Here is a 15183-nt window from a genome sequence, read left to right on the forward strand (position 1 = left end):
TCAATAAAGAAAAGACGCCCTATTCAGACGTCTCTCCCCGTTCCTTATTCACTTCTTCGATGAATTGTTTCATCATAGCTGTTATCTGCCCTGCCTGACTTACTCCGGCATTCTCACATGCTGCTTCAAATTCTTCTACCAACTCTCTTTTTAATTTAAAGCCTTTTGTCATCCAACCGGCTTTCTTTTGGTACTTCTCTGACGCAATCGTCTGAGGCTTCGGACTACCTTTTGGCATCTTTATCCCTCCATTTTCGATACATTCTTCCTGCTATGATACTTGCAACCACAGCAACTACTACCGCTATAATTATCTCTATCCTCATAGCTTTACACAGATGAGTATTTATGTTATATTTTTCTTGATAGAAGGGCTTTCGCCCTTCCGTGTTATTTTGTGATTAGCCATGTGATAATTCCGGCTATCACTCCCGAAACCACTCCTGCGATTGTTTGAACCAGCACTTCAATCCAATCAATGGAGTGTTTCTTTTTCTTTCGTTTTTTACTCATCTGTCTTTCACCTCCTTACAATTATATTATACTATATGGTTTACCATATGTCAATACATTTTGTAAGAAAGCAATTCTTAAATTTCCGCATTAGAAAAGACGCCCTAATGGACGCCTTAACTTAATTTTCATATTGTTTTTTTATATATTCCATAATTTCGTCTTTATTTTTCAACTCCGAATTCTGAACAAAAGATAATAAATTTCCCTTTATATCTTCTAAACTGAATCCATAGATATTCATTAATGTCGTAAATATAAAATCTATTTTTATTTCATTTACAACATTATAAATGGTTTTATCCTTATTAATAATTTCCGCATAAATCTTTTTGATTTTATATAAATCTATGCAATTTTTTATCAATGCTACCGTATAAAATATTATAAAAACTACATGGTAAATTTCAATAGTAGTTATAACCCAAAAAGCCACCTCATTTACTAAAAACCTATTACTAGAAAAAGTCATATATATTAATATTATCCCTGTACATTGCACTGCAATATTTATAGCAAGAAAAATATAACTTGATAAAATATATTCTATTGTTCCAGTTCCATTAATTTCATCTATTTTTTTAATCTCGTTATTACTAAATAAACTAACAATAATGGCAACCCCGCTTAATGAAAATCCCAACATTCCAAACATGGCTCCCAAAATACAAAGCATTAAATCTGGTAAGGTATTTTCAAAAGTTTCAAAATCCGTATACAACTTTAACCAACAGAAGTACATAATAAAAATTATTGTAATAAGGATTGATACTTTAACTTCCCACTCTCTTATATCAATCAAATCATAAATTCTATTTCTCTTTTTCACACCCATCATTCCTTTTCATTTTCTGAAATACTTGTGGCTATCCTTCTTTTTATTATTTCTTCACATGCAGATTTAAATTCTACTATTCGATTAATACTTTTCTTGACTGGTGCTTTGTCTGCTGTACTATGTACAACTCCATCTCTTCCAACAGCCTCTACCTTTACATATCCATTTTGAGTTGCAATTCTTGATGAAATACTTTTCTGCAAATTATCTACAGACGCGATTTGTTCTTGTATAATTTGAGCATTTATATTTAATCCCAATTTATTTGATGAAGTTAAAATAACACTTTTTGTCGACAAATTTGCATCTTCGAACTCTTGCAACTGTCCCTTTCCATTTTTTTCAATAGATTTTAAAATACTCTCATTAGGATTAGCCGGTTGAAAAGAGAATGTTAATTTTTGAATACTTTTAATCTTGCGTAACTCATCTTCTATTTCGGAAATGTTCAAACCATTTACATATCTATTCACTGAAAACTCATAATCATATCCCTTTTCTGTCACGCACTTATTAATTAATTTTGCAAAAATATCTAAAAATTTTTTGTGACCAAATCTCTTTGTGGTATTATATCCAACAATTTCATTAAAAACATCAAAATAAAATGTGATTCCATCCGTATTGGAAACCGCTTTAGTCTCCAGCTCATTAGTTGCAGAATTAAGCTCCTTATAATACAATTTTGATTTTTTATAAAGTGTTCCATACAAATATGTATCTGTTTTTTCTTTTAAACTCACGTGATAATCTATAACATCACTATAAACTTCTCCATCATTTCCGATATAGGAATATTCCTCTTGCAATTCTAATCCATCATAAAAACTGATCAACGTATTTATTAGCAAATCTCGTATATTAATCTTACCAGAATACACATCATAAATATGCTCAGATTTCAAATTCACTTTACCAAAATACACCGTAATTCCCATACTATTTCCTCCACACACTTACATAAACAAAACCCTATAAACATAATACAAGATTTTTCGATATCATTCAACATGGTTTGACATTTATTTCACATATGAAGTAAATTCATTATAGAACATTTGTTCTATTTTGTCTATTGACAAAATCCACAAAAAAGACACCTCACAATTTGCAAGGCGCCCTTTTCGATATATAAGTGTGTTTTGGGGAGAAAAGTCAAAATTAATTATAACTTTTCTAGAATAATTATAACATATCTAAAATGTTAATTGTGTTAATCTTTCAAGTATTCACTTGTTATTTGCGAAATTCTTCCTCTGCTATATCCAATGATGTCTGCAACATCTCTCTGCTTCTTCCCATCCACGTACAGCAATTCAAAAATCTCCTTAATCTCAATATCTTTTATCCCTGCAAGGAATTCCTCCACCTCTTGAATCTCTGTTACTACCTGCAGGCGTTCCGCTTCTTTTTTCCTGATCTGCTTGTTTATTCGCTCCTGCTCATCCGGATCAGGTATCATCACAGATGTCCTAACTTCCGTATAGGGAAAATCTTTACTTGACCCACGAACCTTTCCCATCACTTCTCCTGCCGGCTCAGTCTCACAGAGTTCTGATATCCTCGCATCAATTCTTTTAAGTCTTGCTTTGTTCGGTATATACTTTTTTAGTTTTAACTTGTCCACCGGCACCACCTCCCTTATGTATTTTCCTGATGTAATCCATTACCTCGATACTCTGATATGCTTCGTGCTGCATGTGCCACTTTGCAGTTTCACTCGGTCCTCGCTTTATAATATCATCAAAGGTATTTTCTTCGTCCAGCTTTGCTTGTTTCCGTGTTCTTCCATAGCTCAAATTATCACTTCCCTTCAAATTTTATATTTTTTTAAAAATAGCGTTAGTTTCCCTCGACTTATGTGTATATATAGTAGAGGAGAAAATAAGTTTGAGGTCGGGGCAACGGCACTTAAGACCGTGCTCCGCTGTCCTCTACTACAAAAAGTCTTCTATGTTCATTTGTCCTGGAATCATATCTGTCGGAAGGTCTCCCCACTCAACTCCTATGTAATCTAAGACGCGCCCCCATCCAAACTTCTCTCCCGTTTCCGGATCCGTGCAACAACGATACATCCAAAATTCCCATTCTTTCGGATTGCGTTCTCTTAATTGGTCAAATCTATGTGGTCGTTTTTCCATATGGATTCCGAATCCACACATGCTACATCCTGTTCTTTGTGCCTTTGTAGTATAAAGTGTTCCATCTTCTTTTCGTTCTATCGTTCCATATATTTCCGGCACTGGTACATTTAGATCAAGTGCTAACTGCAACAGATCCTGTCGAAGAAATGGTGCGAACGGAGCACTTCGAATAACCGTTTTTCCAAAATAGTTGCAACCATGCTCCACTAGTGCTTCTTCCCTTTGTCCTCCCTCCGATGCCATTAATCCTAAAAACGGACGGCTATTATGTTCTTTCGCCCATTTATTGCAAGGGTCTTCTTTCATGTATTTGCAGCACTTGTTAGATACCTTAAATGGTGCTATTTGGTAATTTACTCCTTCATTTTCATTCTCATATCCTCCAAATAACTCTAACCATTTATTCGGCAACTTCATCCTACTATTCTTCGCATAATGCCCCTGTGCTCCGCACTCTCCTGTAATAATCGCGTGTCGTACTGTTTTGTTCCGATCTGTCGGATGCTGCAATGTATCTATTCTTCCGGCTATCTTTTTCGATATTACCGGAAATCCTACTTCGTTTAGAATCTCAACTTTCGACTTTCCGGGTGCAATTGAAATTACTCCTAATTCCTTATGCACATTTTGGATACTTTTATCTTCCAAAGACGAAACAGATACCGCAGGTATATCTATTCCAATTTTCCTAAGGAAACATAACAGCACAATACTATCTAATCCGCCAACGCTTACATGAGCATTCAGACCTCGATTGTCAAGTTCATTTACAAACTCTATCGCTCTTAATTCTGCTCGTTTTACTTTAACTTCGTAAGGCAGATTCTGCATGGCTGTAAACCTTGCCTTTTTCTTTCTCTTTTCTTCCTTCCACTCTTCTCTTTTAAATTGTTCTTTATCCATTTCCTACTCCACCTCCAACAAATCTGCATTATCGAAAATGTTTCCGATTACAACAATTTCTTCACAGCATCCGAGATACTCAAAATTACGTCCATAGTTTTCTTTTCCATTTGTTCCTTTAAAATCAAGTTCTGTTTTATCCCAAACAACAACATATATATGTATTTTCCCGTCATATACCATTTCACAAATATCATTCTCCCAAACCTTCTGACCGTTCTTGTCCATAAGTCCTGTGTACTGGCAGAGGGTATTCGGGTCTACTTTCATCCATCCCCATTCTTCATTCCTGTTTATTTTAAACGGAACAAAGATTACATCGCTTGGTTTTATATCTGTGCCAAGTCTTGTTTTAACATAATACCCTTCCACCCATTCGCCGTTATCCAACCGCTTTGCTTTAAAAAGTATTTCTCGCATTCTTCCTCTTTTCCTTTCCGATTCCCTTGCGAGTTTTCTTTTGAGTTGACTCGCAAGATAACTCAACTAATTATGACCAATCTAATCTCTGTCCGCACTCGTCGCAAAACCTCATATAACTTCTAAGTATTCCTTCGCATTTTGGACATTTCCCCACTCTGCATCCAATGGCTCCATTCACCCCGATGATAATCGGTTTCTTCGCCGTATCACGTTCTTTTAACTGCTGCACCTGCTCCGGATCCAAACCTGTATCTTCGTATTCCGCCAGTCGTTGTACAAGTTCCTCTTTCTTATTCGGAGACCAGTATCCCTCTTTTATTCCATTATTCCGCTTATGTGTTAATCTACTCATCCTCAATCCTCCTCTTCCGTATTTCTACAATCTTCTTAAATCGCTCCCTGTTCCCCATATTCCGACTATTCTGATTCACCATACAGCATACCTCTGTCCATTCTGCTGCGAATTTCTCATAGTCTTCGAGGGAGTCGAATCTGCCTTTTAATAATTCCGTTCGCATCATTTATCCTGTCCTTCTTTCTAGGTGTTTTTCATGCATCGCATTCACTACCTTTGCCAGTTCCCAATTAATGCCCTCGCACACATTGCTCATTAAGACACTGTCTTTATTCTTCGTAAGCAATTGCTGGCATCTTTCCGAGTAAGCATTAACATCATGATCTCTTGTGTATTGCCGGAACGAATTCCAACATGCATTATATAGCGTCTTTATTCTCTCATCTAATTCATCTATGTCCACATTTATCCACCTTTCGTTACAGAAGATACAAAAATCTTATTCCAGTTACATTTTTTTGTATCCGCTGAATCCCTTGTATTTACTGCGTTTGTAAGCGTTTTTACATCTAGGTTACAAAGTTACAAGCACTTTTCTTATATAGAGCACCCTCGGTGTATGGATTTCATTCACACTTTTTCTCTAATATATAGCGTAAAAAAGCCGTGTAACTCGTGTAACTTGTAACCGCTTATTTAAACGGCAGCTCTTCCCGTCCCTCGTCAACAGGCTTAAATCCGTCATTATCCATGCTTTCATCTATCTTCAACCACACGCATCTCGCAGCCGTTCCATTGATTTTTTTAACCTTCGTCTGCTGTCCTCCCTGTGTCTGAATCAAGCATTTCTTATCTGCCCATGATAAGAATGATTTCTTTGAAAATCCGCCTTCTCTACATATTTGATCGAATGCAGAGTTATAAAAAATTGCATATCCACCGTCTATCACTCCCCATTTCTCACAATTTGTCACAGTATCAAAGCGCTGGTTGTTCATTCCAACTTTGTCTTGTATAAAATGATAACACCTTTCATTGTCTGAAAGCTCATTTCGGTCTATTAGAACCTTTTTTGCATCTTCTATTGAAATGTATTGTCCGTCCTCAAAAATGTATTCTGTGGCGATTTTATCCGCCGTAAGGACAATTGCAAGTGACAGACTTTGTTTCTGCATTTTGTCGGTATTAAACAGCTTCTTTTGAAACTCTGCTTGTATTTCCCTAATGCGGTCTACTCCAAGATTCCTGATAATCTCAATGAATCTCTTGCCTGCAAACCCATAATTTTTCTTTACAATGTCAGCCGTTTTCTGTGGATTTTCATATACTTTTTCTCCACACTCTACCTCAAGGATCCTGTTGATTGCACCGCCTTGATTGACGTAGCTGTTCAAAGGTCGCTCACCATTGCAGATCATAACGTTTCGCCAACGGTTTTCCCGATTAATTCCAAGGTCCTTATTGGAACGGCTCTTCCCCTTTCCGGAACAGAGGTCATAAACAATTCCCTCAAAATTGTCTCTGATCCGCGCTGATGTTTTACTTGTATCATCTAAAAACATAGGTAAATGATTCAGCATATCCGCCTTCGCCTCCAGTGCAACGTCCGTAGTTTTAAAGTCTCCTATGTACCTGCTCTCATCAGGATTTGCCCAAACAGATGCTGCTACCATTAAAGACACTGTCTTTCCACCCTCTGTCTCGCCCCATAAGTCTACAAAAAACGGAAGTCCACCAAGTAAGTGCACAAGCACGCTCGCAAACGATGCAGCGAGAAGAAATTTCACTTCGATTCTTCCGCTTTTTCGCAACTCTTTCACGTGATCCAACCATGTCTCATAGTTTCCACGTTCCGAAACACTCTCAAACGTCTGTTTAAATCGCGAATCTCCATCGAATATAATGTCCGTGTCATAAGGGATAAACTCATTCTCTATCCAACCAAGTTTACTGGTAGAATACTGCACATCTATGTAATCATCGTTTCCATTCTCTACATCTGCAAGATATTTAACCAGTAGCTTTGCATTCTCAGAAGTAACTGCAATTCCTCTTCCTGACAATGCTACAATTTTACTTGCCGATGTGATCATAATCTTTGGAACTACAATTTCGTTCCATCTGCCGTTCCTTTTGTATGCAAGCTTTATCTGCTCTTCTCCTGTTTCAAGATTTTTTAACCGCTCTACTGGGAGAATTGGATGATAACACGCCACTTCTTCGATTCCACCGGATGTCTGAGCATATATCCCTGTGTCATTTGCAATCCAACCGCCACAAAACATGTTGTCGTACTTACCTGAAAAATTTGTGAAATTGTCAAGAGAGCACACCGCTCTTGTCTCTTTTTCCTGACGCTTCATCTCTCGATCTGCCTGATTATATCCCTTTATCATCTCATCGAAATCGGATTTAACACCAAGCGCTTTCGCCCTCCTTCCAAGCTGAACTTTTCTCTTTGAGTGTTCAATAGGGTCTTCAATTTCATACAGTTCAATGAAAACCTCATCGTCCAAAATGGAATCTGCATCCAGTTCATTCAATTCCTTCACGTCATCACCTCTTCTCTGTTCAATATCTCATGTATGTATAACTGATATTGTAGAGCATTGTAACAATCACACCATACATCACTGTAGGGTTCTGATTTCTTCATATAGTCTCTATAAATATCAATCAGTATATTATTAAGCTCTTTTTTTCTTCTTAGTTTTTCTTTAGTTTTTTCGCGTTGCGCTGCCTGCTTCTTTGCTTTGTAAACTGACAACCTTGAATGGAAAGTAGGTTCTTCATAAGTTCCGCCAAGACTATAAAACGCCGTCTTAAAATCACAATGATCCATCTGCTGTACGAATGAGAAGATATCCCCACTCGCTCCGCAGCCAAAACAATGATACGAATCTTTATAGATTTTCATAGAAGGTTCCCGATCGCCTTTATGGAACGGACAGGGAATAAACCCCGCCCTGTTTACCCGAAAGCCATAACTCTCCACTACATTCCTCATGTTATGTGATTGCTTTACTTCGTCCTTATTCATACCGTTTCTCCGAGTAGTTCAATGATTTTCTTTCCGGTATCCTTTTTCTCGCAAAATTCAAACCGGACATTATATCGGTCCCGGATTGTACAAAGAGATTTGTATAATTGATTCCCGTCCACCGCCTTGGCAGAGACAATATATTTTTCCCTCTTCCCGTTCACTATTCTCCACCGGACTTCATGCTTTCGTGGATTCTTCCAAAAATAAACATCTTCCAAGCTCTGTACATCCGGTCCATGCTCAATCAAAACGATCAACTGAATATTTGCCTGCATCGCCTTGATCAGCTCTTTCTTGAAACGTTCATGTTGCTGGCAGACATTTCCGCATAACTCCTGCAGGTTTTGTTTCCTATCGATAATCAGCCGGGGATTGTCTAAAGACATATAATCCCCAACTAATAATTTGCTTGAAAAATGATTTACGCCCTGCTCATCGAATGTCTTAATAATCTTTCTGATTGCCCGGGCTTTTTCCCTGCTGTCAATCTGTATATCCACAAAAATCACTCCTAACTAAATGGCAATTCCTCATCAATTCCGTCCGGAATATTCATGAATCCATCTCCTGCAGGTGTAGCACTTGGATGATATCCATTCGTACGGTTTTTATAAGCTTGCGTTTCTGACATATCCGGTACCTGTGCATCATTCACCTTGTCTGTAGATATAAACCATCTTAGAACTCGTTTTTCAATTTCTTTGCCATTGTAATAATCCATCTGCGGTCCAAATACACCACCAATTACCTTATTCTTAAACTGCTGTTCAAAGTTGTCTCCCCACTGTACTTCCATCTTGTTGGAATGCTCCACGCAAGTGATAAATGTTTTGAATGATCTGCTACAGTTTCCTTCAGCATCTTCTGTTAAGATGTATTGAGTTGCCTGATTCGGCCACTTCTTTTCCGGTCTGATATCGTCTCTGAATGCTTTTTCAAAATATCCCGGTTGCTTATCATTCTTTGCAAAATCGAAAGATACTTTAATCATATCTTTCCCATTCTTGGACTTCATTTCCGACACTTCCTTGATTACAAGATAGTGACCTCCAAGCTCTACTGGAGTAAACTCTCCTTGTGCTTGTGTGGTTTCAAAATTGTTAGGTTTCTGCATATTAAAATTCCTCCAATGCTTTAATTACTTCTACGATGTCGTTGTCAATCTCCATCTGCTCAAATGCTCCAAGTGGAGATTTTGCCGTGCTGTTATTCGCTTGTGTCTCAAATTTATATTGTCCATCCACACATTTGCTCAAAAGGACGGTCGTAAATTTGCTTTCAAGCACAATCTTGTCCAACTTTTTGCCGGATGTCTTAATACGAGTGAACATATAGCCATTCTCGTCATGATCTGTTTGGGTGTGAGCTGTAAAAATAACAGTTAAGTCATCACGATATTCATAAGCTTCATTCACTAGATCCCAAACACATGCTGCTAAATCTACCCACTTGTCGTATCCCTTCTCCTTACTCCGCCTCATCTCGTCAGCAACCATGAGACCGTTAATCGTATCGACAACAACAACTTTAATATGCTTCCATTTTTCGACTTTATCGATTTTTTGAAGCGTTTGCTGTACAACTTGCGCAAAGTCTGTCTTAATGTAATTCTGATTTTCAGAGTTATACTGTTCTCTCCAACCTTTCCAAGACAACCCTTTTTTGTCGCAATCTATATACATTGTCGTCTTTGGATCTAAATTTCTCATACTTGTTGTTTTGCCGGATCCTGATTCTCCGGCGATGCAAATCACCTTGCTCATTTATGATTCCTCCTTGTCATAAACCACTCTGTCTACTGATTCTAAAATGATTAAACTTGCAATCTCTTTCATAGAGAGAGTGGATTCGTTGTAGATTTCCACCAAAGCATTATAAGCCTGTGGAGTCAACCGGATAATCGCTTGCTCCTCTACCATTTTCTTCTTCCTTGCTGGAATATGTATCTTTCCATCACCCATTACACGCACTCCATTTCCTGTTCTGCGTCAAAGCAAAAAGTATTTTCAACTCTGCCCTTATGGCACTTTACCTCTGTTTTATTTTCTTTATTAACAACTTCGTCAACTTCGAAATTTACGAAATTGTCATAATCTCCGTATTCGATGCGAATCACATCTCCAACAACTAATTCTTTCGCTTTCTTATTCTTCATTGTTTTTCCCCTCTACTTCCTCTATTCCTAGAATCGCCAATACTATGCCTGCGTCAACATATCCCGCTGCGTTTGCATATCGTTCTACTGCGCGAATAGTTGCAGTAGCTTCTTCTGCTGGAATATCATCATTAAATTTATATTTTGCCATTTGACTTTCCCTCTCTTCTGTTTTACAATTTAACTGTGTTTTTAAACTTGTGCCCGAAAAAGGTCTGCAAACCTTGGGCACTTTTTTAGAATCCCATTGTAGTTAAAAATGCAAGGCATCTTCCAACCGCCATTCCAAATCCAAATATCGTAGCCACAACTGCTATGATTGCATATATCTTGCAGCATAACTCGGCTTTGAGCTTGTCCCTCTTTTCCTGTCGTATCTTTTTCAACATTGTTTGATTTCTCTTCTCTAACATCTCATTACGCTCAAGCAATTCATGATAATATGTAATCGCCTCCTGAATCTTCTTCATCTGCTCCTCTGTTCTAATTTCTTCCATCTTTCCTTCTCCTTTTCTTCGCCCTGTTTTTATTGCGTTTGTAACGCTGGTATTCTTTGTATGTCACAGTTCTTTCTCACCTCCCTTCAAGCCTACGAATTGCCTCTTCTCTGCTAATCTCGATATATCTTGCCACTTCGGTTATTGTAGCTTCGTATCTGTGCTTCTTCGGTCCGGTTTTAATAACTCGACCAAATTCCCAAAAACCATTTTTCATATTGTAACGAACTTTATTTTTGTCGCACCCTACTATTTTTGCGATTGCCGGTGCTTGTATGATTTCGCTCACGCTTATCACCTCCCTACTCTAAGAAATACTCAATGCTTACTCCGAAGTAATCAGCTACGCAATTTCATTTAATGAAATCTGTGCATTTGCATTATCAATCATTTCTTTCAGATATGTAGGTACTTCGTACATATCAATACATTCGTGAGCTTCATAGAGATACTTACGCTTCAACGCTTTGTATGATTTCGGCTTTCCGTCATCCGAATAAATACCGAACTCTCTTTTGATTTGGTCGTAAATATCTCGGTATACTTTGGAACGGATATTATTATCCTTGTATGCGTCTGATTTCTTTCCACCTAGTACCGACACGCCTTTTCGTTTTACATGGTTGGAAAGCTCATCTGCTTCACTTCCGTATAAGGGAATGTCAAATTCCAACTTATCCATACGGCTGTCAATTTGTCGCAGTTCCTTATCATGTCGATTTAAAATTTCAACAGACTGTTGCAAGATTTCAAGCTGTGTTAGAGGTTTCTTGACCTCAAAGTATGTATCTATCAGCCTGTCATACACTTCCCATGCAACATCTGTATTTAATGACTTCGCATGTAAGAATGCTCCTTTTTCTGTCCAAAGATAAATTGCTTTTGCTCTTATGAAAGAAGAAAACTCATTTTGATTTTTCTTGATAAACTCCATTTTCTCTTCCCCAGTTAAACAGATAAAATGTTTCCCCTCGATATACCGGTCTTTATTCCTATTGAAGTTATTTGTAATAGTTTGTGGCTCTGTTTCGTATGCCTCTGCAATCTGTTGTGTTGTTAGTACACGAATATTTTTGTACTCTGTAATTTTTAAATCGTTCATTTGACCATCCTTTCAAAGTTCAATATTTTGAACTTCTTCTTTAAAAAAATATTTAGGTATGTCTTCCTGTGCCAAATCTAGAAGTTCTACTGCTTTACAGATATCTGTCTGCTTCCACGGTCTCTCACTACTTAATTTCAAGCAAAGCGTTCTTTCCGACCATTTCATAGCTTCCGCAAACCTATACTGAGTTCCAAACTTCTCAATTATCCGACCTTTTAATTTGTCATAATTGAATGCCATATTATCCTCCTTCCGCTTTGTTCAAATATTTGAACTACTTGTATCTTAACACCCACTTGTACCCTTGTCAATACAAAAGTTAATTTTTTTGAACTTTTTTGTTTTTCATATTGAACTTTTGTTAAGTGTGTGATATATTTATAATCAGAAAGGCGGTACATTTATATGAAGAAAGAAAGCACTGCTACTAGGCTAAAAAAGATTATGGAGACAAAGGGACTTAGACAAGTAGATGTTCTGAAATTGACTGCACCATACTGCAAACAATATGGGATAAAAATGAACAAATCAGATATAAGTCAATACTGTTCCGGAAAAAATGAACCTAATCAAGAAAAATTGTTCGTTTTAGGAAAAGCATTGAATGTAAGCGAGTCATGGCTGATGGGATTTGACGTACCGATGGGACGTAATGACTACGAATTTAAAGATACGATTGGTCCTGACAACCTATCATTTAATAATGTAGAGGAATTCAAGAAAGCTTACGATCAAAGTGTGCTCAGAAAAAATAGATTAGAATATAGACTTTTAGAGAACATGAGAAAGTTGAATAATAACGGAAAGAAAAGTCTTTTGAACTATTCTGAAATATTACTTGGAAATCCGAACTTTATAGAATCCAACGATCATTTAGAAGTATTAGCAGCTCATGAGCGCACCGATATTAAAGTAACCGATGAAATGAGAAAACACGATAAAGACATCATGATGGATGACTCTGAATGGGAGTGATACAATGACAGTTTATGAAGAACTATTGGAAGAGGCGAATAGCAGCGGGCTGATTGTCCGCGAAAAGGCTCTTTCCGGTAGTGACGGATTGATCTATAAAAATAGAATTGCGATATCCAACAGGTTGAAAACATCCGCAGAAAAGGCTTGCGTCTTAGCTGAAGAAATCGGACATCACCATACTGCTGTCGGTGATATATTCAATCTGCAAGATATTGAAAATATGAAGCAAGAGCAAAAAGGAAGATTGCACGCATACAATCGGATGATCGGATTGCGTGGCATCATATCAGCTTTTAATGCTGGATGCCAGAATAGATATGAAGTTGCAGAACATCTACATGTCACGGAAGAATACCTGCAAGAAGCCATTGACTGTTACAAAGGAAAATATGGAGAGTATATCACTGTAGATAACTATGTTATTTATTTTATTCCAAATTTAGCAGTTATGGAATTCACATAAGTTTACAAAAACCCAATAATTGGAGGGGTGTTTAATGGGATTGTTATCTAAACTATTTACTAAAAATGCATTTTCATTCCAACCGCATTTTTCCAAAACAGAATATGATAATTGGCTTGAATATTTAAGTCAAGGCGGAACCACAGAAAAATGGAAAATTTTAAAGAAACAAAATAAATGGACTTTCAAGTCAGATCCGGTAGAAAAGCACATGAAACACGAAAAAGAGTTCCGTCCTGTATTTAACAAATACTATGATTTGATAAATAAGATTGAAACTAAATGGTCTACTGTATATCATTCCAAAGATTATACCTGTAAATTAGCTTGTGAAATTGAAAAAGAGTGTTATGAAGCTATTAAATTGTTTGGAAAACTCCGTGAAATTGATTTGAAATACGGGGAAACACCCATGTCTGGATCGAAAGTATTTAAACGTCTTGCAATTTTATATGAACGTCAAAAAAATTACGAAAAATCTATTACAGCTTGCAAACTTGCATGCAATTTAGGAATAAATGAAACAGCTAGAATGAAATCTATGATTTCTAAAGCTGGAAGAGACGCTTCCAAAGAAGAAACTTCTTTGATGAATAGCTTTCAAAATGAAACCTCTGAACAATCATATTCAGAATCAGAAAATAAGATAACACCTGCAAATAGTCGTAAATCAATTCCTTCTGAACAGATTGATGCCATGCAACGAATTAAAGCCAGTAAGCATTACTGCGATAAACTTTATAAAATGTTTTACAAGGGTTATCCAGAGATGCCGTTCATTTCACAAGATCGTGAATTGAACACTAATTGGATTAATCAGGCGCAAATGTTTGGCGCAAGCCCTACCAAGGAAATGATGACACGATATTCCGATGGACTTCTTCCGGGACATGTATATATGCTGTATTGGATTAGAGAAATTCATAGAAAAAGAATTCCATCTTATTTTGAGTATAAATATGGAATAAACTTTACAGACGAGCAAGACTTTTTGTACAAGCAAGGGTATTTGACATCTGAAATGAAAGTATCGAAAAAAGGAGAATCTGCTATTGATCTGCATTACAGTGTTATAACAGAACACAATAGTAACAAATGATATAACCGCTACGGCGTTATATAAAGGGTTGGTTCCCCTTAGATGTGAGCTAAAGAGAAAGAGAGTGAGAATTTGTATTGAACATAAATGAATACATCGTAAAACGAGTAGACGACCAAATAAACTGGTATGACAAAAAATCTCAAGAAGCACAAAAATGGTATAAGCTTCTGCAAATCATAGAAATTATACTTGCTTCACTTATACCATTATTATCCGGATATACATCTTCTTGTAAAAAACTATCCATTATTATAGGATTATTTGGAGCAATTATTGCAATAATTGAATCTGTATCAAAGCTTTACAAATTTCATGAAAATTGGATACAATACCGGTCTACCTGTGAAATGCTTCGATATCAAAAGCATTTATATATAACCGGATCTGCACCTTACAATAAAGAAGATGAAACTATTGAAAATATTTTTATTCGTAATATCGAAAATATCATATCATCGGAAAATAATCAGTGGAAAAATATAAATACTATGAAAGAAGAATCAAATGACACTCCACCCACTAATTAATTCTTTGATATGTTTTTTCAAAAATATCCGGCTTGCAAGGGTATTGTTCCCCTTCTACACCTGTTATAATCCAGTCTCCTGGAGATGCTTTCATATCACCTTCAAGAGTATGAATCACCATTTCCTTATCAGTCTGATAAGCCTCGATGATTACAGGTCGTTTTATAAATTTTTTTTTAACTTTATTCACAGTATCA

General features: G+C 36.8%; 28 protein-coding genes. 4 read left to right on the forward strand and 24 right to left on the reverse strand.

The annotated features are described in order from the left end of the window. Positions 1 to 19 precede the first annotated feature (19 nt). The 23 genes from AC6I5B_RS10435 to AC6I5B_RS10545 all read right to left on the reverse strand — a co-directional run bounded on the left by AC6I5B_RS10435 (position 20) and on the right by AC6I5B_RS10545 (position 12156). A complete protein-coding gene (locus AC6I5B_RS10435; protein WP_497773318.1) occupies positions 20 to 238 on the reverse strand; it encodes a chemotaxis protein in 219 nt (72 codons plus the stop codon). A 152-nt stretch (positions 239 to 390) separates the two neighbouring features. Next, a complete protein-coding gene (locus AC6I5B_RS10440) occupies positions 391 to 513 on the reverse strand; it encodes a hypothetical protein (RefSeq protein ID WP_497773319.1) in 123 nt (40 codons plus the stop codon). Positions 514 to 634: 121 nt separating this feature from the next. Next, complete coding sequence (locus tag AC6I5B_RS10445) at positions 635 to 1342, reverse strand: hypothetical protein (RefSeq protein ID WP_497773320.1); 708 nt, start codon at positions 1340 to 1342, stop codon at positions 635 to 637. A gap of 5 nt (positions 1343 to 1347) precedes the next feature. Beyond that, positions 1348 to 2289: a DUF4747 family protein gene (locus AC6I5B_RS10450; RefSeq protein ID WP_497773321.1), complete on the reverse strand. Its 942-nt coding sequence runs from the start codon at positions 2287 to 2289 to the stop codon at positions 1348 to 1350. A gap of 275 nt (positions 2290 to 2564) precedes the next feature. Next, positions 2565 to 2978, reverse strand: coding sequence for a hypothetical protein (locus AC6I5B_RS10455; RefSeq protein ID WP_497773322.1), 414 nt, complete (start codon positions 2976 to 2978; stop codon positions 2565 to 2567). Further along, positions 2929 to 3150 (reverse strand): hypothetical protein, encoded by a 222-nt coding sequence (locus AC6I5B_RS10460; RefSeq protein ID WP_497773323.1) that lies wholly within the window; start codon positions 3148 to 3150, stop codon positions 2929 to 2931. Before AC6I5B_RS10460 ends, AC6I5B_RS10455 begins: the two co-directional genes overlap by 50 nt. Positions 3151 to 3288: 138 nt before the next feature. Beyond that, positions 3289 to 4398 carry a hypothetical protein gene (locus AC6I5B_RS10465; protein ID WP_412854510.1) on the reverse strand — a complete coding sequence of 370 codons (1110 nt, stop codon included), beginning with the start codon at positions 4396 to 4398 and terminating at the stop codon, positions 3289 to 3291. A gap of 3 nt (positions 4399 to 4401) precedes the next feature. Beyond that, positions 4402 to 4818, reverse strand: coding sequence for a YopX family protein (locus tag AC6I5B_RS10470; RefSeq protein WP_497773324.1), 417 nt, complete (start codon positions 4816 to 4818; stop codon positions 4402 to 4404). Between the two features lie 70 nt (positions 4819 to 4888). After that, positions 4889 to 5173: a hypothetical protein gene (locus AC6I5B_RS10475; protein ID WP_412854512.1), complete on the reverse strand. Its 285-nt coding sequence runs from the start codon at positions 5171 to 5173 to the stop codon at positions 4889 to 4891. Further along, a complete protein-coding gene (locus AC6I5B_RS10480) occupies positions 5166 to 5342 on the reverse strand; it encodes a hypothetical protein (RefSeq protein ID WP_497773325.1) in 177 nt (58 codons plus the stop codon). The genes AC6I5B_RS10475 and AC6I5B_RS10480 overlap by 8 nt, the downstream gene beginning before the upstream one ends. Further along, complete coding sequence (locus tag AC6I5B_RS10485) at positions 5343 to 5579, reverse strand: hypothetical protein (protein ID WP_497773326.1); 237 nt, start codon at positions 5577 to 5579, stop codon at positions 5343 to 5345. A gap of 229 nt (positions 5580 to 5808) precedes the next feature. Then, a complete protein-coding gene (locus tag AC6I5B_RS10490; protein WP_497773327.1) occupies positions 5809 to 7668 on the reverse strand; it encodes a DUF927 domain-containing protein in 1860 nt (619 codons plus the stop codon). Continuing rightward, on the reverse strand, positions 7665 to 8156 hold the full coding sequence (locus AC6I5B_RS10495) for a CHC2 zinc finger domain-containing protein (protein WP_497773328.1): 492 nt from the start codon (positions 8154 to 8156) through the stop codon (positions 7665 to 7667). Before AC6I5B_RS10495 ends, AC6I5B_RS10490 begins: the two co-directional genes overlap by 4 nt. After that, the gene (locus tag AC6I5B_RS10500; RefSeq protein WP_497773329.1) at positions 8153 to 8659 is read right to left on the reverse strand and encodes an ERCC4 domain-containing protein; all 507 of its coding nucleotides are present in this window, start codon (positions 8657 to 8659) and stop codon (positions 8153 to 8155) included. The genes AC6I5B_RS10495 and AC6I5B_RS10500 overlap by 4 nt, the downstream gene beginning before the upstream one ends. 11 nt (positions 8660 to 8670) lie before the next feature. Next, positions 8671 to 9273, reverse strand: a complete 603-nt coding sequence (locus AC6I5B_RS10505; RefSeq protein ID WP_497773330.1) for a hypothetical protein — start codon at positions 9271 to 9273, stop codon at positions 8671 to 8673. Between the two features lies 1 nt (position 9274). Next, on the reverse strand, positions 9275 to 9922 hold the full coding sequence (locus AC6I5B_RS10510) for an ATP-binding protein (protein WP_497773331.1): 648 nt from the start codon (positions 9920 to 9922) through the stop codon (positions 9275 to 9277). Further along, positions 9923 to 10078 carry a hypothetical protein gene (locus tag AC6I5B_RS10515; protein WP_497773332.1) on the reverse strand — a complete coding sequence of 52 codons (156 nt, stop codon included), beginning with the start codon at positions 10076 to 10078 and terminating at the stop codon, positions 9923 to 9925. A gap of 41 nt (positions 10079 to 10119) precedes the next feature. Then, the gene (locus tag AC6I5B_RS10520; protein WP_497773333.1) at positions 10120 to 10314 is read right to left on the reverse strand and encodes a phosphatase; all 195 of its coding nucleotides are present in this window, start codon (positions 10312 to 10314) and stop codon (positions 10120 to 10122) included. After that, positions 10304 to 10465, reverse strand: coding sequence for a hypothetical protein (locus tag AC6I5B_RS10525; RefSeq protein ID WP_497773334.1), 162 nt, complete (start codon positions 10463 to 10465; stop codon positions 10304 to 10306). The genes AC6I5B_RS10520 and AC6I5B_RS10525 overlap by 11 nt, the downstream gene beginning before the upstream one ends. Positions 10466 to 10550: 85 nt before the next feature. Further along, the gene (locus AC6I5B_RS10530) at positions 10551 to 10811 is read right to left on the reverse strand and encodes a hypothetical protein (RefSeq protein WP_497773335.1); all 261 of its coding nucleotides are present in this window, start codon (positions 10809 to 10811) and stop codon (positions 10551 to 10553) included. A gap of 76 nt (positions 10812 to 10887) precedes the next feature. Further along, positions 10888 to 11100, reverse strand: coding sequence for a hypothetical protein (locus AC6I5B_RS10535; protein WP_412363491.1), 213 nt, complete (start codon positions 11098 to 11100; stop codon positions 10888 to 10890). A gap of 54 nt (positions 11101 to 11154) precedes the next feature. Beyond that, on the reverse strand, positions 11155 to 11913 hold the full coding sequence (locus tag AC6I5B_RS10540) for an ORF6C domain-containing protein (RefSeq protein WP_497773336.1): 759 nt from the start codon (positions 11911 to 11913) through the stop codon (positions 11155 to 11157). A gap of 12 nt (positions 11914 to 11925) precedes the next feature. Beyond that, the gene (locus tag AC6I5B_RS10545; RefSeq protein ID WP_004844206.1) at positions 11926 to 12156 is read right to left on the reverse strand and encodes a DUF739 family protein; all 231 of its coding nucleotides are present in this window, start codon (positions 12154 to 12156) and stop codon (positions 11926 to 11928) included. Between the two features lie 165 nt (positions 12157 to 12321). On the opposite strand from AC6I5B_RS10545, the gene AC6I5B_RS10550 reads away from it, so the two are divergent. The 4 genes from AC6I5B_RS10550 (at position 12322) to AC6I5B_RS10565 (ending at position 14986) form a co-directional block, all read left to right on the forward strand. Then, positions 12322 to 12891, forward strand: a complete 570-nt coding sequence (locus tag AC6I5B_RS10550) for a transcriptional regulator (protein ID WP_497773337.1) — start codon at positions 12322 to 12324, stop codon at positions 12889 to 12891. A 4-nt stretch (positions 12892 to 12895) separates the two neighbouring features. Next, the gene (locus AC6I5B_RS10555; protein WP_497773338.1) at positions 12896 to 13357 is read left to right on the forward strand and encodes an ImmA/IrrE family metallo-endopeptidase; all 462 of its coding nucleotides are present in this window, start codon (positions 12896 to 12898) and stop codon (positions 13355 to 13357) included. Positions 13358 to 13391: 34 nt separating this feature from the next. Then, complete coding sequence (locus tag AC6I5B_RS10560; RefSeq protein ID WP_497773339.1) at positions 13392 to 14456, forward strand: hypothetical protein; 1065 nt, start codon at positions 13392 to 13394, stop codon at positions 14454 to 14456. 77 nt (positions 14457 to 14533) lie between these two features. Then, on the forward strand, positions 14534 to 14986 hold the full coding sequence (locus tag AC6I5B_RS10565; protein WP_083382662.1) for a DUF4231 domain-containing protein: 453 nt from the start codon (positions 14534 to 14536) through the stop codon (positions 14984 to 14986). Here AC6I5B_RS10565 and AC6I5B_RS10570 read toward each other — a convergent pair. After that, a complete protein-coding gene (locus AC6I5B_RS10570; protein WP_071143679.1) occupies positions 14979 to 15176 on the reverse strand; it encodes a hypothetical protein in 198 nt (65 codons plus the stop codon). The two genes, AC6I5B_RS10565 and AC6I5B_RS10570, sit on opposite strands and share 8 nt — an antisense overlap. Between the last annotated feature and the right edge of the window lie 7 nt (positions 15177 to 15183).

It is taken from the genome of Faecalimonas nexilis, assembly GCF_059731825.1.

Excerpts from the sequence above, each read along its gene's own strand:
- AC6I5B_RS10520 (WP_497773333.1), bottom strand. The coding sequence starts at position 10,314 with ATGAAGAATAAGAAAGCGAAAGAATTAGTTGTTGGAGATGTGATTCGC.
- AC6I5B_RS10450 (WP_497773321.1), bottom strand. The coding sequence starts at position 2,289 with ATGGGAATTACGGTGTATTTTGGTAAAGTGAATTTGAAATCTGAGCAT.
- AC6I5B_RS10540 (WP_497773336.1), bottom strand. The coding sequence starts at position 11,913 with ATGAACGATTTAAAAATTACAGAGTACAAAAATATTCGTGTACTAACA.
- AC6I5B_RS10525 (WP_497773334.1), bottom strand. The coding sequence starts at position 10,465 with ATGGCAAAATATAAATTTAATGATGATATTCCAGCAGAAGAAGCTACT.
- AC6I5B_RS10465 (WP_412854510.1), bottom strand. The coding sequence starts at position 4,398 with ATGGATAAAGAACAATTTAAAAGAGAAGAGTGGAAGGAAGAAAAGAGA.
- AC6I5B_RS10475 (WP_412854512.1), bottom strand. The coding sequence starts at position 5,173 with ATGAGTAGATTAACACATAAGCGGAATAATGGAATAAAAGAGGGATAC.
- AC6I5B_RS10480 (WP_497773325.1), bottom strand. The coding sequence starts at position 5,342 with ATGATGCGAACGGAATTATTAAAAGGCAGATTCGACTCCCTCGAAGAC.
- AC6I5B_RS10550 (WP_497773337.1), top strand. The coding sequence starts at position 12,322 with ATGAAGAAAGAAAGCACTGCTACTAGGCTAAAAAAGATTATGGAGACA.
- AC6I5B_RS10440 (WP_497773319.1), bottom strand. The coding sequence starts at position 513 with ATGAGTAAAAAACGAAAGAAAAAGAAACACTCCATTGATTGGATTGAA.
- AC6I5B_RS10530 (WP_497773335.1), bottom strand. The coding sequence starts at position 10,811 with ATGGAAGAAATTAGAACAGAGGAGCAGATGAAGAAGATTCAGGAGGCG.
- AC6I5B_RS10555 (WP_497773338.1), top strand. The coding sequence starts at position 12,896 with ATGACAGTTTATGAAGAACTATTGGAAGAGGCGAATAGCAGCGGGCTG.
- AC6I5B_RS10545 (WP_004844206.1), bottom strand. The coding sequence starts at position 12,156 with ATGGCATTCAATTATGACAAATTAAAAGGTCGGATAATTGAGAAGTTT.
- AC6I5B_RS10505 (WP_497773330.1), bottom strand. The coding sequence starts at position 9,273 with ATGCAGAAACCTAACAATTTTGAAACCACACAAGCACAAGGAGAGTTT.
- AC6I5B_RS10470 (WP_497773324.1), bottom strand. The coding sequence starts at position 4,818 with ATGCGAGAAATACTTTTTAAAGCAAAGCGGTTGGATAACGGCGAATGG.
- AC6I5B_RS10495 (WP_497773328.1), bottom strand. The coding sequence starts at position 8,156 with ATGAATAAGGACGAAGTAAAGCAATCACATAACATGAGGAATGTAGTG.
- AC6I5B_RS10515 (WP_497773332.1), bottom strand. The coding sequence starts at position 10,078 with ATGGTAGAGGAGCAAGCGATTATCCGGTTGACTCCACAGGCTTATAAT.
- AC6I5B_RS10560 (WP_497773339.1), top strand. The coding sequence starts at position 13,392 with ATGGGATTGTTATCTAAACTATTTACTAAAAATGCATTTTCATTCCAA.
- AC6I5B_RS10510 (WP_497773331.1), bottom strand. The coding sequence starts at position 9,922 with ATGAGCAAGGTGATTTGCATCGCCGGAGAATCAGGATCCGGCAAAACA.
- AC6I5B_RS10435 (WP_497773318.1), bottom strand. The coding sequence starts at position 238 with ATGCCAAAAGGTAGTCCGAAGCCTCAGACGATTGCGTCAGAGAAGTAC.